Source organism: Kitasatospora sp. NPDC093679, from assembly GCF_040683455.1.
Classification (GTDB): Bacteria; Actinomycetota; Actinomycetes; order Streptomycetales; family Streptomycetaceae; genus Kitasatospora; species Kitasatospora arboriphila.
The window spans coordinates 16,265-30,767 of sequence record NZ_JBFBDW010000039.1 but is presented as its reverse complement, the minus strand read 5'-3'; the positions used below and the strand labels follow the sequence as shown (position 1 = coordinate 30,767).

The following is a 14,503-nucleotide window of genomic DNA, read 5'->3' as shown; positions in this document are numbered from 1 at the left end:
TTGTCAGTGGCATAACACGAATGGGTTACTGTACGTGCCCGAAGGATGGTCCGTCCGTATCCATGCGCAGGAACGGCAGCGGGGCGCCCTGGGCTTCGGGATCGGCCTTGCAAAGCGGGAGCCACGGCGGGCCCTCCCTGCAGGGCGGGTGGATCCGCGCGCCGGCGCGGCGGGTCCGTCCGCGACCGACCACTCCATCTCTGATGCCGGAAGCCGTGACGGTGTCGGCCGGTGCCCATCTCATCAGTACATCCACCCCCACCCCTACTCGACGGCCTGAGTCGAGGAACCGTCCGTGTCATCGGACGGCCTGCCCGTGCGGCGTCCCCCTGCGCTCCGAGTCGACGTGACCACGTCGGCTCGACCTCATGAGCCCGGAATGCCGTTGGGCCGCCGGACTTCAGGACCCGGGCACGCCCAAGTCCACGGCAACGCAGCGCACGTCCGCCGTCGAGCGCCGTGCCGCGCCGCCGGCCGTGGACTGCCCGTATCCGCAGATCCAACCCAGTGCCTTCTGGAGGCAACCATGCCCATCAGCCCGAACCAGGGATCCACCGCAGGCGGGACCACGGTGACCATCACCGGCACCAACCTGGCCGGCGCCACCGCGGTGAAGTTCGGCACCAAGTCGGCCACCATCACCGCCAACACCCCCACCCAGGTCACCTGCACCTCGCCGTCCGGCTCCGGCACGGTCGGCGTGACGGTCACCACCGCCGGTGGGACCAGCAACCCGCTCTCGTTCTTCTACATCGGTGCCCCGTTCAAGGCGTCGCTCAGCGACACCTCCGGGAACACCGCGGGCGGGAACACCGTCACCATCACCGGTACCGGGCTGGCCACCGCGAGCTCGGTCCAGTTCGGCGCCAACAGCGCGACCCCGACCATCACGTCGGACAGCCAGATCAGCGTCACCGTGCCCGCCGGTGCTTCCCCCGGCACGGTCGGTGTCAGCGTCACCACGGCCGGCGGCACGAACAACGGCTTCTCGTACACCTACGTGGACGCGCCGACCGTCAGCACCATCACGCCCTCCTCCGGGTCGACCTCGGGCGGCACCGCGGTGACCATCACCGGCACCAGCCTCTCCACCACCCAGTCGGTCACCGTCGGCGGCACCGCGGCGCCGTTCTCGGTGGTCAACGACACCACGCTGTCGGTCGTGACCCCGCCCGGGACCGCCGGCGCGGAGGACGTCGTGGTCACCACCACCGGCGGCAGCGCCACCGCCGTCGGCGGCTTCACCTACGTCGCCGGTCCCGGCATCTGACACAACCTCCGACCCACCCGCTCCCTCGGAGCGTGCGGTGCCCGGCGTCCGGGCGGAGACGCACCTCTCCGCCCGGACGCCGAGACCAGACCAGGAACCACCCATCCCGTAGAAAGGCGCGCCATGGGCACCTCCAAGGACCCGCACCCGTCGTCCGGCCACGCAGACGAAACCTCGCCCACGCCGAGCATCGCCGTCCTCCTGACGGCGTCGCCTCCCGCCCTCTCCTCCCTGACACCGGGTCAGGGGCCTGCCGCAGGCGGGACGATCGTGACGCTGACCGGCAGCAACCTCACCGGGGCGAGCGCGGTCACCTTCGGCAGCACCGCGGCCACCTCGTTCACCGTCGTTTCCGCCACCCAGATCACCGCCACCGCACCCCCCGGCCCCGCCGGTCCGGTGCAGGTCACGGTGACCACCTCGGGTGGCACCAGCAACGGCCTCGCGTTCTTCCTCCTCAACGCGCCGGCCCTCACGGCAGTCACCCCGAGCCAGGGGCCGGGCGGGTCGGTGGTCCTGACCGGCACGAACCTCCTCGCGGCGAGCGGCGTGAGCTTCGGCGGCACACCCGCCGTCTCGTTCTCGGTGATCTCCAGCACCCAGATCAGCGCCCTCGCGCCCGTCGGCAGCGGCACGGTCGCCATCACGGTCACCACGCCCGGCGGCACCAGCAACGGCGTGCCCTTCACCTACGTACCGAGCCCGAGCCTCAGCGCCGTGACACCGCTCCAGGGACCGACGGCGGGCGGGGCCCAGGTGACCCTGACCGGGACCAACCTCACGAGCGTCACCGCCGTCGCCTTCGGCACGTCGCCCGCGACCTCCTTCAGCGCGGTGTCCGCCACGCAGATCACCGCCGTCGCACCACCGGGAACCGCCGGACCGGTCCAGGTCTCGGTCACCTCCCCCGGCGGCACCAGCGGAGGCCTCGCGTACTTCTTCCTGAACGCGCCGACCCTCACGTCCGTCGCCCCGAGCCAGGGACCGACGGCAGCCGGAACCGCCGTGACGCTCGTCGGCACCAACCTGACCAACGCCACCGCGGTCACCTTCGGCAGCACCGCCGCCACCTCCTTCACGGTGGTGTCCGCCACCCAGATCAACGCCACCGCACCCGCGGGCACCGGCACGGTCAACGTCACCGCCACCACCCCCGGCGGCACCAGCAACGGCCAGCCCTACACCTACCTGGCGGCGCCGACGCTCACCTCCATCAACCCGGTCCAGGGTCCGCTGGCCGGCGGCATCACGGTCACGCTGGTCGGCACCAACCTGACCAACGCCACCGCGGTCACCTTCGGCAGCACCGCCGCCACCTCCTTCACCGTCGTCTCCGCCACCCAGGTCAACGCCGTCGCACCGGCCGGAAGCGCGGGACCGGTCCAGGTCACCGTCACCACCCCGGGCGGCACCAGCAACGGCCTCACCCACACCCGGATCCAGCCGCCCGCCATCTGACAGGGAGACCCGCTGGACGCCACGCCGCCGTTGGCGGTCACCACCGCCGGCCACGGCACCAGATCCCCTCCCCGGATCGCTCCGAGCGCCCAAAGAGTGGCTGAAGAGACAGCAACTCCAAGGTTCTGGTCCCCCGTTAAGGGCCGGCGGCCGGGACGGGGATGGGGATGGGGATGGGGATGGGGACGGGGAATTGCGCAAGCAGGCCTGTCCCGCACCCGAGCATCGATGGGGAATTCCAGTGATCGCCCTTGACCGCCTCACTCAATCAGGTCACGGGAGTTCCACCGAAACCGGGTCCCTCCAATCCCCACCGATCAACAGTCCTACCAGGAACGATGCTTGTCGTTCCACGGTGTGGACGGCCACGCGAATGGCTGCCATTGGGACCGACGCGGCGATGAAGTCCTGTTCCTATGGGTACACACCGATGTCGCCCGAGGGGCGGCACAGCACACACCTGCGCCCTTGGCTGTCCGGCGCCCACCTGCGTGTCTGCTGATCTCATGGGTAGGAAGGCCCTCGCGTGAACCGCAATTCGCTTCGCATATCCCGTGTCAGAACGATCACCGCGCTCTCGGCCGGCGTCATCGCCGCCGTCGTGAACGTGGGCTCGACGACCGCCGCGCTCGCCCACACGGCACCACACGGAGTCCCGGGACCAAACGGCGCCGTCAGCGCGGACTTCGAGCCCCGGACGCAGTCCGCGTCCGTCGCCGACGACGCCTACGACGCTCGGCAGCACGGTCGCCCCGGCGGCGACGACAACGGCAACGCGGACGACCCCCCGCAGTGGCAGGGCCAGGGCGAAGGGGACGACAACGGCAACGCGGACGACCCCCCGCAGTGGCAGGGCCAGGGCGAAGGGGACGACAACGGCAACACGGACGACCCCCCGCAGTGGCAGGGCCAGGGCGAAGGGGACGACAACGGCAACACGGACGGCACCGTGGACGACGCCGAACAGGAAGGGTGGACCCACCACCACGACCATGGCTGGAACGGTCCGCAAGGCCCGCAGGATGATGCCGGCTGGCAGGGCTGGCAGGGTAACGTCGGCGCCCAGGGCCCGCAGGGCGCCCAGGGCCCGCAGGGCGCCCAGGGCCCGCAGGGCGTGACCGGAGCTCAGGGCCCGCAGGGCGACCTCGGCCTCCAGGGCCCGCAGGGTGACCTCGGCGCCCAGGGCCCCCAGGGCGTAACCGGAGCTCAGGGCCCGCAGGGCGACCTCGGACTCCAGGGCCCGCAGGGCACCCAGGGCACCCAGGGCTCGCAGGGCGACCTCGGCGCCCAGGGCCCCCAGGGCACCCAGGGCACCCAGGGCGTGACCGGAGCTCAGGGCCCGCAGGGCGTCCAAGGCGTGCAGGGCAATGTCGGCGCCCAGGGTCCGGCCTCCGGTGCGCAGAGCCAGGTCGTAATCGCCGCCGATGCGGCTGACGGATCGAGCGACGGAAACGCAATCGCCTCATGTCCTGTGGGCACGTTCGCGGTGGGCGGCGGATTCGCAGGCGCACAAGGCACGGTGACCCTCAGCGGACCGCAGGGTGGCTCGCCCGCCACTGGCTGGCAGGTCGTCGGTGCGGAGGGTGTGACCGCGTACGCCGTCTGCGCGCCCTGATGATGGGGATCTGACTGCAGACATCCCGTTCTCGCCTCCTGCCCGGCCCGAGCGTGCCGGGGTACCGTGCGCGAACGCCGCGGGAGCTGATGGTCGGCCCGGGCCGGCTCTGGGATGCGGAGCCACGGTGGTGCCGGGTCCGGATCCGGATCGGTGACCGATTGGTGCGGCCAGGCCCGACCACAGCTCCTTCCCGAGCCGGGCGGGCGCAACGGCTGCGGGCCGGCCCGCGTCCCGGCCTTGCTGTCCGCCGCGCAGCTCGCCGGGCCGGTCAGCGGGCGGTCCAGATTGGGCCGCCCGCGAGCACCCACCACCAGTCACCGCTTCCCCACCAGCACCCTGAAAAACGGGCTCGGCACATCCGGCCGCAGGTCCACAGCCGGGAAAAATCCAGCGACCTGGCCGTCGCCAGGCGCCAGGCGCCAGCCAGATCAGCGCGACCGGCACCTCTACCGTCAGTGCGGCGACGGCGTGGCCAGCCTCGCGGTGGGCTCAGCGCTCGCGGCGCGCACTTGGCCAGTCCAGTGGGGCGTCGATCCGGTCCTGCACGGACAAGCACGCGGGTTGCAGCGTGCGGCTCCGACATCTCGCAGCGTTGAAGCAGTCTCGGGGCCCGACAGGCGCCACGCGGATGTCCCTCTCACTGTGGAAGGGGGCGCGAGCGAAGATCGATACGCCAACGCGGAGCTGCAGGTACGCGAAGCCGAACAGCGGTCGGGTGGCGACTGCGACGACGGTGCCCGCGCCGTGGACCCACAGCGGGAGCTGCTCTGTTTGGGTGAAAAGGACTGTCGTATCGCTGATGCGTTGCTCATACGGCGCACAAGATGTTGGCGAACCTCCAGAGTGGGGCCGTGAAGACTCCCGCAGCCCCGGCCGGCCCGTCCACCAAGGTGGGTCGCCCGTGCGCCCGCTCGCTCGCTGATGCCTACCCCGCGCTGTTACCCACATGGCACTCGGGCCGCAACGGCTCCCTGACACCGGACCGGATCGCCCCGCAGTCCTCCTTCACCGCCTGGTGGCGCTGCTCGGCCGGCCACGAATGGCAGGAGAAGGTCGCGCAACGGTCGACGATGCCCAAGTGGAAGAACGGAGACGTGGCCGCCTGCCGACACTGCGCAGACCCCCGTGTCCCGTACACCTACCCGGCCTGCGGGTGCACCGTGAAGGTCACCACCAAGGCTGCCGAACGGCGCCGGGCCAAAGGCCACTCGCGTTGCTTCGCCTGCCGCATCAAGTGGGGGGCCGAGAATCAGGGAAGATCGAAGCTGTGATGTCGGGGTCCACCGAGCTCTCCCCACCGCCGGTCGCCGAGTGAGGGTTCCCCGATGAGCCAGGAAGTGCCGCAGGCTCAGCCCGGCGAGCGGGGTCACTCTACAAAGCTCCGACGCGTGATCACATTAGCCAGGATCGGCATCATCACATGGGCTCAGCAGCGCAGCGGCATGAGGCCGCTTGTGCCCGAGCTTCGCGCGGCTCTTTTCTCGAAAGGCAACTTGGCTACCATGCTGCGTGAGCCGCTGGTGAGGGGGTTCAGTGCGGTCGGGCCCGGTAGAGGTCGCGCAACGGGACGATCTCAGCGCCGTGGTGCAGTACACCGCCGCACTGCCGCGGGCTGCGCCGCTACCGGACGGCGGAGAGTGTTGCGTAGACCACGATGTTGTTCTCGTATCCGCCCGCTTTGGTGTAGAGGCCGCCGCAGGTGATCACCCGCAGTTCGGGCAGGCCGGAGTTCCCGTAGACCTTCTGGTCGGGGAAGTCCTTCTTCGCGTAGGACTCGACGGCGTCGACGGTGAACACCGCCGTCCGGCCGTCGGTGCGGTCGACTTCGATGGTGCTGCCCTTCGTGAGGGCGCCGAGCAGGAAGAAGACCGCGGGCCCGGAGCGGGTGTCCACGTGGCCGGTGATGACGGCCGTGCCGGTCGACCCGGGGGTGGGGCCGCCGCCGTACCAGCCGGCGAGGCGGGGGTTGTCCGGGGGCGGCGGCTGCAGGGCGCCCGCCGCGTCAAGGTCCAGCTTCGCCAGGGGGGCGTCCACACCGATGGCGGGGATGCGGACACCGGCAGGATCGGACGGCGGCAGCGGATGGACCTGCGCAGACGCGGCCGACCCGTCGGCACCTGAAGCGGCACCCGGGGCGGCAGCAGTCGGCGAAGCCCCGGCGGGCGGGGCGGAGGCGGTCCCGCCGGAGGTGGGTGCGGCGGGGGCGGGGAGGCCGGGCGTGGGGAAGGCCTGGGCCGGGGAGGGCTGCGGCGGTCGTTCGGCGTGGGCGCCGTGGCCCACCAGCCAGCTGCCGATCGCGAGCGCGCACACCACCAGGACGGTCGAAGGCGCGGTCGAGCGTTTGGGAAGCGGGGTGCGGTGCGCGGCGTCCATGCAGGTTAGGCCCCTGTTCGCGTACGTGGGCGGGATGCGCCCGGCGCCCCGGGCCGATGGCGTCCGGGGCGCCGGCGCGACGGCGGCGGGCCGTTCAGACCCGCGCGGCACCGAAACGGCGGCGGATCTTGACGGCACCGCCGGCCACGGCGCCGGCCAGCAGCACACCGCCCAGTGCGACCTGGCTGCCGTCGGCGTCCGCTGCGCCTCCGGAACCGGCCGCGACCGCACCGCTCGGGCGGGGGTCGTGGCCCGCTGCGCCTCCGGAACCGGCCGCAGCCGAACCGCTCGGGCGGGGGTCGTGGCCCGCTGCGCCTCCGGAACCGGCCGCAGCCGAACCGCTCGGGCGGGGGATGATCGTGAGCGTGTCCGTCATCTGGATCCGCGGCGGACACTTCACCGTGATTCCGCTGTCGCCGGGCGCGGCGTCCTCCGGCACCTGGAACGTCCCGACCAGAGTGCCCTTCTGGTCGCCCGCGAGGAGGTTGATCTGATCGGTCAGATCGGAGAAGGCTTTGCCGTAGGTCACGTCCGGCCCGCAGGCCGTCGTGCTGATGGTGACGGTCTGGCCCGGGCTCGCGCTCCGGGGGCTGATGGTGAAGCCGGAGTCCTCGGCCGCGGCCGAGGGCACTGCCAGGGCGAGGGCGCCCAGGGCCAGGGCCGCGGAACCGGTGACGACGCGTGAAATGTGCATGGGTGTTTCCTCCGAGCGGGCACGCGGCCGGGCTGTCCAGCGCCTGTTCCGTGCCCTGCGCCTGAGAAAACCGACAGATCGTCAGCTCCGCAACCTGACGGGCTGCCACCTGCGTCGTCCAGTCGGCGTGGCGCGGTGGCCACTACCGCCGTTTACGCAGGTCAACGAAGGGAGACCGGGGAGCGGCCGGAAACCGGCGGACGGTTCCGCCAATGGGTGACGGGGCATCAGACCGCCCCTGGCCGCGCACCACGGATTCCGGCGGCCCGAGTGCCGTCCGACCGGTCCGCGCCTACCCGGCGCGATGGGCGCCGGTCGTGTTGCACACCCCCGCGAGAGGGTTCGACGGCGCCCGGGTTCCAGCACCGGAAACTCGGTGGCGGGCGGTCGAGCACGGCTGGGTAGCATGCGCGCATGCCTGACAACGGACTGATCGAAGTCGTGTTCGTCGACGCGGCGGACGGCCGGCCGTTCGGTCGCACCGAGCTGCCAGCCGCACAGCTGCCGGAGTCCTTCGAGCCGGACACCCGGCTCGACCTCGCCGGGGCGTTGTGGGAGGTGCTGCACGCGGCACCGGCCGACAGGGCCTCGGCCCTGGCCGCCGGCCGGACGGTGCTGACGCTTCGCCGGCTCCGGACGGTCGACCCGCAGGAGGTCGCCTTCTCCCTGCCCACGATCTGCGCCGGGCTGCCGCCACTGGCGCCCCCGGACGGAGCGGCGGACGACCTGGTGCTCCACGAGGACGACTGGCGACAGGCCGAACTGGTCGAACGCGGCTGCCTGGCAGAGGTCGAGGCGCAGCTGCACGAGGTCATGCGGGTCTACCGGGAACACTCCCGGACGGCGGGGGACGGCGAGTCCGCCGTACGGGTCTTCGACACCCTGCACCTGCGCGAGAACCCCGCCCGACCACTGACCGGCGCACTCACCCGGCAGCGGCTGTTCGAACTGCTTCCCGCTTCCCGGACGTACGCGGGCGTGGCGCTGCCGGACGGGCAGGGCCGGGTGGTCGACTCCTTCGCCGCCCGGGTCGGGCCGGTCGCCGTGTACGGCCGCTGCGCCGGCGACCGGATCCTCGAACTCGGTCTCACCCCGGCGGCCGCGGCGGAGGCAGCCGCGGTGCCGGGCCTGGCGGCACTGATGCGGGAGTTCGACCTGCTGCTGGTGGACTGGTGCGCCGTCCGCTGTGAGGGCGATGGGGTGACCCGGTAGCGGCGTACGCCGTTCAGGCCTCGATGCGGACCTCCTGCAGGAGGCCCAGGTGAAGTCGGCGGTGCAGGCCTACGGCCGCCCGGTCGGGGTCCGGAGCGGTGAAGCCGAGCTGCCACCGGGCCGGTGCACCGCCCTCCCGCGGGACGGCGGGCGGGAAGCGGCGGTGGACGGTGGACTTGGAGATGCAGAAGCAGGGCGGCAGCGCACGCTAGGCGCACCCGCCGACCAGCACGTAGACGATCGCCGCGAACAGCGTCTCGTCAGGCGTGTTCTGCGTCCCACCGCCCTGCGGCCGCACCCGGTCCGGCGGGATCAGCGGCTTCGCGATCTCCCACAACCCGTGCGGAACAATCCGACTCCACGTACCCCGCCCCATGCCCCAACCAACGAGCCCCACCACATAGGACACGGTCTCAGGATCGGGAGATTACGCACCGTCCCCCGGCAAAACGTCGGCCTACGAACACGGGCGCCAGTCGCTGTTCTCCTTCCGAGACGGGGGCGCTCGCCTGGGTACGCGAACCGCTGGGCGTGTCCACTGCCCCGGCCTCCTTCGGACGCGCCGACCAACCCGCTCGCGGCCAGTTCCTGCGCACGGCCACCACGTGGACGGTCGACTACTGCGCTCCCGCTCGGGTCACCGTTGACGATCCGGTACCCCCGCCCTGACACGTCCGCTTCATCGACGGCGGTCGGCCGCCCAACCTTCACAGGGCATCATCGTGCCGCCGGGCCGGCGCGTGACGCAGGACATCCGGGGGGCGGGTGCGGCGGGCGGTTCCCGCCGGGCGCCCTCGGCTCCCCCGGCGGTCAGAGGTCCACGTGTGATGCGCGGCCATCGACCGTCTCCGCCGTTCCCGCCGTCCCCGTCATCGAGCCAGGGCCGTGTCGGTCCCTGCGATCACCTCGGGCCGCAGGAGGCCGGACAGGGTCCCGGCCGGGAGGAGGCCCTTTTCGAGGACGAGTTCGGCCACGCCACGGCCGCTGGCAAGGGCTTCCCTGGCGATGTCCGTCGCGGCCGTGTACCCGATGTAGGGGTTGAGGGCGGTCACCAGGCCGATGGAGTTCTCGACGGTCGTCCGGAGCGCCTCGGTGTTGGCCGTGATGCCGGTGACGCACCGCTCGGCGAGGATGCGGCACGCCGCGCCGAGGTGGGTGATCGACTCGGACAGTGAGTGAAGGATGATCGGCTCGAAGGCGTTGAGCTGTAGCTGGCCGGCCTCGGCGGCCATGGTGACCGCAATGTCGTTGCCGATCACTTCGAAGGCGACCTGGTTGACGACCTCGGGGATCACCGGGTTGACCTTGCCGGGCATGATGCTCGAACCGGCCTGTACCGGCGGCAGGTTGATCTCGCCGAGGCCTGCGCGCGGGCCGGACGACAGCAGGCGGAGGTCGTTGCAGGTCTTGGACAGTTTGACGGCGATCCGCTTGAGCACACCGGACATCTGGACGAATGCGCCGCAGTCCTGGGTGGCCTCGACCAGGTTGGCCGCCGTGACCAGGGGCAGCCCGGTGAGGCCGGCGAGGTGGCGTCGGGCGCACTCGGCGTAGCCGGCGGGGGCGTTGAGGCCGGTGCCGATGGCGGTCGCGCCGAGGTTGATCTCATGGATCAGCTCGACGGCCTCAGCGAGACGGGCGCGGTCCTCCTCCAGCATGACGGCGAAGGCGGAGAACTCCTGTCCGAGGGTCATCGGCACGGCGTCCTGCAGCTGGGTGCGGCCCATCTTGAGCACGTCGCGGAACTCGACGGCCTTGCGGGCGAAGGCCTCCTGGAGGACGGCCATCGCGTCGAGCAGGCCCCGGACGGCGAACACGGTCGCGATTCGGACGGCGGTCGGGTAGACGTCGTTGGTGGACTGGCCGAGGTTGACGTCCTCGTTGGGGTGCAGGTGCCGGTACTCGCCCTTGGCGTGGCCGAGCAGCTCCAGTGCCCGGTTGGCGACGACCTCGTTGGCGTTCATGTTGGTCGAGGTGCCGGCGCCGCCCTGGATGACGTCGACGACGAACTGGTCGTGCAGCTCGCCGTCGCGGATCTCGCGGCAGGCGGCGACGATCGCCGCTGCCTTCGCGGGTTCCAGCAGGCCGAGTTCCTCGTTGGCGAGGGCGGCGGCCTCCTTCACGGCGGCCAGCGCGTCGATCAGGTGAGGGTGTGCGGAGATGGGCGTGCCCGTGATGGGGAAGTTCTCGGTGGCGCGCAGGGTGTGGACACCCCAGTAGGCATCGGCGGGGACGTCGCGGTCTCCGAGCAGGTCGTGCTCGCTGCGGGTGGCGGCGGTCATGGGGTGTTGGTCCTCTTCTTCCTGGAACGGTGGATGGGGTCACGCCGGGGAGAGCAGCGCCGACGGGTCCAGCGCGGCCACGGGCCGGACGCCGCCGGTCGCCGGGTCGCCGGCGAACCGGGTCAGCAGCCGGGGATGGACTCCCGCGAGGGCCAGCGCGGCCGCTGCGACAGGGACCCGTGCCCGGTTCGCGCCGTCGGCGATCTTCACAGCGACGGCGCGGCCGTTCGGCAGCGCCGCGGTCTGAACGCCCTCGAAGCCGTCCTTGGCCAGCAGTCCCGGCACCGCGCGCATCAGCTCGGCCACGTCCCGCCCGGTGCCGGAGGCCATTTCCGGGTGCCCTCGCAGCGCGTCCGCCACTCGGAACTCGGGGCTGCCCGGCACCGCGGTGGCAATGCGGGCGGCGGCACGGGCGATGCCCCGCAGGGAGACGGCGAACAACGGGGTGCCGCAGCCGTCGACGGTGACGTGCGCGATGCGCTGGCCGGTGAGCTCCTCGACGACCTCGGCGATCGCGGTCTGGAGCGGGTGGGCCGGGTCCAGGTACGTCTGCAGGGGCCAGCCGTTGAGCGTGCAGAGGTAGAGCATCGCGGCGTGCTTGCCGGAGCAGTTCTGCGCGAGCCGCGACGGCGGACGGTCCTCGCGCACCCAGGCGTCGCGGACGGCCTGACCGTACGGCAGGTCGGGGACGTTGCGCAGGTCGTCCTCGGTGAGGCCGGCGAGCGCCAGGATCCGCCGAGTGCCGGCGAGGTGGCACTCCTCGCCGGAGTGGCTGCCCATCGCGAGGGAGAGCAGATCGCCGTCGAGCGGCAGCCCCGCCCTGACCATGGCGACGGCCTGCAGCGGTTTGAGGGCCGATCGCGGGTAGCAGGCGGCCTCGGTGTCGCCCAGCTCGAACCGGACCTCACCGTCGGCGCCGAGGACGACGACGGAGCCGTAGTGGACGCCCTCGACCAGGCCGCCACGGGTGACATGGGCGACGGGCGCGTGGCGGGGCTCGCGGATCGGGGGCGCGGCCGCCGGGGGACTGCTGAGCATGACTGCCTCGATCGGTGGTGGCTTGGGGGCTGCCGCCCCGGGTGCGTACGGGCGGCGGACGTACGGCGGTCCGGTGGGAGCGCCTGGGCCGCGCGGGATTCAGCCGCCGGCGTGGTCGGCGGCGCGCGCGATGCGCCCGCGGATCGCATACCAGCCGGCGACCAGCGCTGCGGCGATCAGCGGTACGCACAGCACCGTGGTGCGTCCGGCGCCGCCGTCGGCGTACATGAGGACCAGGACGGAGGCGAGGAAGGCCAGGGTCACGAGCTCGGTCCACGGCGAGCCGGGCAGGCGGTAGCCGGGCCGGGCGAGTTCGCCGTCGCGGGTCTTCCGCCAGAACAGGAGGTGGCAGACCATGATCATGCCCCAGGTGGCGAGGATGCCGATCGCCGCGAGGTTGAGCACGATCTCGAAGGCGTCGGCGGGCACCACGAAGTTGAGGCCCACCCCGAGCACGCACATGCCGCTGGTGAGCAGGATGCCGCCGTAGGGGACCTGACTGCGGCTCATCCGGGCGGTGAAGCGGGGTGCCGACCCGTTGACGGCCATGGAGCGCAGGATGCGGCCGGTGGAGTAGAGGCCGGAGTTGAGTGAGGACATCGCCGCGGTGAGGACGACCAGGTTCATCACGCTGCCGGCCGCCGGGACGCCGATGTGGGAGAGAACCGTCACGAACGGGCTCTGGCCGGCGGAGTACTTGTTCCACGGCATCAGCATCGACAGCAGGAGGACCGAGCCGACGTAGAAGAGGCCCACCCGCCACATGATCGAGTTGATCGCCTTCGGCATGATCTTCTCGGGGTTCTCGGTCTCGCCCGCCGTGACGCCGACGAGTTCCACCGAGGCGTAGGCGAAGACGACGCCCTGGATGATCAACAGCATCGGAAGCAGGCCGTTGGGGAAGACGCCGCCGTTGTCCACGACCAGGGACGGGCCGGGCACGGCACCGTCGACCGGGTGCCGGGTGACCAGCAGGAAGATCGCGATGCCCATGAAGAGCACCAGTGCGCCCACCTTCACGACCGCGAACCAGAACTCCAGCTCGCCGAAGATCCGCACCGAGATGAGGTTGACGGTGAGCACCACCGTCAGGGCCACCAGCGCGATCACCCACTGCGGGACGTCGGAGAACAGGTGCCAGTAGTGGGTGTACGTGGCCACCGCGGTGATGTCGGCGATACCGGTGGTCGCCCAGTTGAGGAAGTACATCCACCCCGCCGTGTACGCGCCCTTCTCCCCCAGGAACTCCCGGGCGTACGAGACGAAGGCGCCCGAGGAGGGGCGGTACAGGACCAGCTCGCCGAGGGCGCGCACGACGAGGAACGCGAAAACGCCGCAGACGGCGTACGCCACGAACAGGGAGGGTCCGGCGTCGGCGAGCCGTCCGCCCGCACCGAGGAAGAGGCCGGTGCCGATCGCCCCGCCGATGGCGATCATGTTGACGTGCCGGGGTTTCAGTGACTTGCTGTAGCCGGCGTCGCCGGCGTCGATGTGACGGGTCGTGGGGCGCTTCTCGTCCTTGAGGAACTGCTCGCTCACGCCTCGGGTATGCCTTCCGTGGGGGACGCCGTGCGCTTGGGGCGCACGATGTCGGTGAGGGTCGTCTCGACCTGACGGAGGTGGTGGGACATGGCCTCCACCGCGTCTTCTTCGGAACCGTCGACCAGGGCTTCGACGATCGCCCGGTGCTCGCAGTTCGACTGCTCGCGACGGCCGCCGAGCTCGTTGAGGAACGTCGACTGACGCGCCAGTGCGTCGCGGATCTCCTCGATGACCCGGCGGAACACCGGGTTGCCTGAGGCCTCGGCCACCGCCAGGTGGAAGACGGTGTCCAGCGCGACCCACGCGGTGGTGTCGGTCTCCCGCTCCATCCGGTCGAGCAGGTGGCCCAGGTGGTCCAGGTCTTCCGGGGTGCGGCGCAGCGCCGCGTAGCCCGCGACCGGGATCTCGACGTGCCTACGCACCTCAAGGAGGTCGCTGGCCGCGTAGTCGCCGAAGGTGGGGTCCTCGACCGTGCTCGCCACGACGAAGGTTCCCTTGCCGGTCTTCGAGACGGTCAGGCCCATGGCCTGCAAGGCCCGGAGTGCCTCCCGCAACACGGGTCGGCTCACCCCCAGGGTCCGGCAGAGCTCCGCTTCCGAGGGGAGCTTGTCACCCACGGCGTACACGCCGTGCTCGATGGCGCTGCGCAGGTGGCCGAACACCGCTTCCATCGCGCTGACGCGCCGCGGGATCGATCCACCTGTCTGGCTGTCTGACAGGTTCACAGAGCGATCTTGGAGGTTGGTGGAGACCGGTGTCAAGACTCGGGTGCCGATGAACCTGTCGGGGCCCGCTCATTCGATGATGTGCCCACCCAGGTGACTTCGGCGACTTCCACCGCGAACGACAGCCCGGAGCCGGGGGTTGGTCACACCGGGGCAGCGGAATGCCGAGGACGGCCTCGGCGGTCCTGCGGGGCAATCCCGGCCGGACGCCTCTCCGGCGTGCGCAGCAGACGGCGGACGAGGGTGACGGCGATCCCGCGGCATCCACGATGTCCTGGGCGGACATGGCGC

11 protein-coding genes and 1 pseudogene are annotated in these 14,503 nt (G+C 71.5%); 5 read left to right on the top strand and 7 right to left on the bottom strand.

Annotation, left to right across the window (positions count from 1 at the left end; genetic code table 11):
- The first annotated feature begins 526 nt into the window (after nt 1-526).
- The 4 genes from AB0O09_RS27050 to AB0O09_RS27035 all read left to right on the top strand — a co-directional run bounded on the left by AB0O09_RS27050 (nt 527) and on the right by AB0O09_RS27035 (nt 5,617).
- Complete coding sequence (locus tag AB0O09_RS27050) at nt 527-1,270, top strand: IPT/TIG domain-containing protein (RefSeq protein ID WP_363545524.1); 744 nt, start codon at nt 527-529, stop codon at nt 1,268-1,270.
- Between the two features lie 123 nt (nt 1,271-1,393).
- A complete protein-coding gene (locus AB0O09_RS27045) occupies nt 1,394-2,728 on the top strand; it encodes an IPT/TIG domain-containing protein (protein ID WP_363545521.1) in 1,335 nt (444 codons plus the stop codon).
- A 526-nt stretch (nt 2,729-3,254) separates the two neighbouring features.
- Nucleotides 3,255-4,343 (top strand): hypothetical protein, encoded by a 1,089-nt coding sequence (locus AB0O09_RS27040; protein ID WP_363545518.1) that lies wholly within the window; start codon nt 3,255-3,257, stop codon nt 4,341-4,343.
- Nucleotides 4,344-5,197: 854 nt separating this feature from the next.
- The gene (locus AB0O09_RS27035; RefSeq protein WP_363545515.1) at nt 5,198-5,617 is read left to right on the top strand and encodes a zinc-ribbon domain-containing protein; all 420 of its coding nucleotides are present in this window, start codon (nt 5,198-5,200) and stop codon (nt 5,615-5,617) included.
- A gap of 349 nt (nt 5,618-5,966) precedes the next feature.
- Here AB0O09_RS27035 and AB0O09_RS27030 read toward each other — a convergent pair whose 3' ends face one another.
- Both AB0O09_RS27030 and AB0O09_RS27025 read right to left on the bottom strand, forming a co-directional pair.
- Nucleotides 5,967-6,719, bottom strand: a complete 753-nt coding sequence (locus AB0O09_RS27030) for a class F sortase (protein WP_363545513.1) — start codon at nt 6,717-6,719, stop codon at nt 5,967-5,969.
- A 94-nt stretch (nt 6,720-6,813) separates the two neighbouring features.
- Nucleotides 6,814-7,413, bottom strand: coding sequence for a sortase (locus AB0O09_RS27025; RefSeq protein WP_363545510.1), 600 nt, complete (start codon nt 7,411-7,413; stop codon nt 6,814-6,816).
- A gap of 414 nt (nt 7,414-7,827) precedes the next feature.
- Here AB0O09_RS27025 and AB0O09_RS27020 point away from each other — a divergent pair, with 414 nt between their 5' ends.
- Entirely contained in the window at nt 7,828-8,625 is a 798-nt protein-coding gene (locus tag AB0O09_RS27020; RefSeq protein WP_363545507.1) for a hypothetical protein, read from the top strand.
- A gap of 211 nt (nt 8,626-8,836) precedes the next feature.
- Here the strand turns inward: AB0O09_RS27020 and AB0O09_RS27015 are convergent.
- The 5 genes and pseudogenes from AB0O09_RS27015 to AB0O09_RS26995 all read right to left on the bottom strand — a co-directional run.
- Nucleotides 8,837-9,001, bottom strand: a pseudogene (locus tag AB0O09_RS27015) (IS5/IS1182 family transposase); the annotation flags it as partial.
- Nucleotides 9,002-9,494: 493 nt separating this feature from the next.
- Complete coding sequence (gene aspA, locus AB0O09_RS27010; protein ID WP_363545504.1) at nt 9,495-10,907, bottom strand: aspartate ammonia-lyase; 1,413 nt, start codon at nt 10,905-10,907, stop codon at nt 9,495-9,497.
- A 39-nt stretch (nt 10,908-10,946) separates the two neighbouring features.
- Nucleotides 10,947-11,945 carry an asparaginase gene (locus AB0O09_RS27005; protein WP_363545501.1) on the bottom strand — a complete coding sequence of 333 codons (999 nt, stop codon included), beginning with the start codon at nt 11,943-11,945 and terminating at the stop codon, nt 10,947-10,949.
- Nucleotides 11,946-12,044: 99 nt separating this feature from the next.
- Entirely contained in the window at nt 12,045-13,484 is a 1,440-nt protein-coding gene (locus tag AB0O09_RS27000; RefSeq protein WP_363545498.1) for an amino acid permease, read from the bottom strand.
- On the bottom strand, nt 13,481-14,158 hold the full coding sequence (locus AB0O09_RS26995) for a FadR/GntR family transcriptional regulator (RefSeq protein ID WP_363545602.1): 678 nt from the start codon (nt 14,156-14,158) through the stop codon (nt 13,481-13,483). The genes AB0O09_RS27000 and AB0O09_RS26995 overlap by 4 nt, the downstream gene beginning before the upstream one ends.
- Between the last annotated feature and the right edge of the window lie 345 nt (nt 14,159-14,503).

Bases quoted from the DNA above. Each gene is read 5' to 3' on its own strand.
- aspA (WP_363545504.1), bottom strand. From the start codon at position 10,907: ATGACCGCCGCCACCCGCAGCGAGCACGACCTGCTCGGAGACCGCGAC.
- AB0O09_RS27025 (WP_363545510.1), bottom strand. From the start codon at position 7,413: ATGCACATTTCACGCGTCGTCACCGGTTCCGCGGCCCTGGCCCTGGGC.
- AB0O09_RS27005 (WP_363545501.1), bottom strand. From the start codon at position 11,945: ATGCTCAGCAGTCCCCCGGCGGCCGCGCCCCCGATCCGCGAGCCCCGC.
- AB0O09_RS27050 (WP_363545524.1), top strand. From the start codon at position 527: ATGCCCATCAGCCCGAACCAGGGATCCACCGCAGGCGGGACCACGGTG.
- AB0O09_RS27020 (WP_363545507.1), top strand. From the start codon at position 7,828: ATGCCTGACAACGGACTGATCGAAGTCGTGTTCGTCGACGCGGCGGAC.
- AB0O09_RS26995 (WP_363545602.1), bottom strand. From the start codon at position 14,158: ATGGAAGCGGTGTTCGGCCACCTGCGCAGCGCCATCGAGCACGGCGTG.
- AB0O09_RS27045 (WP_363545521.1), top strand. From the start codon at position 1,394: ATGGGCACCTCCAAGGACCCGCACCCGTCGTCCGGCCACGCAGACGAA.
- AB0O09_RS27030 (WP_363545513.1), bottom strand. From the start codon at position 6,719: ATGGACGCCGCGCACCGCACCCCGCTTCCCAAACGCTCGACCGCGCCT.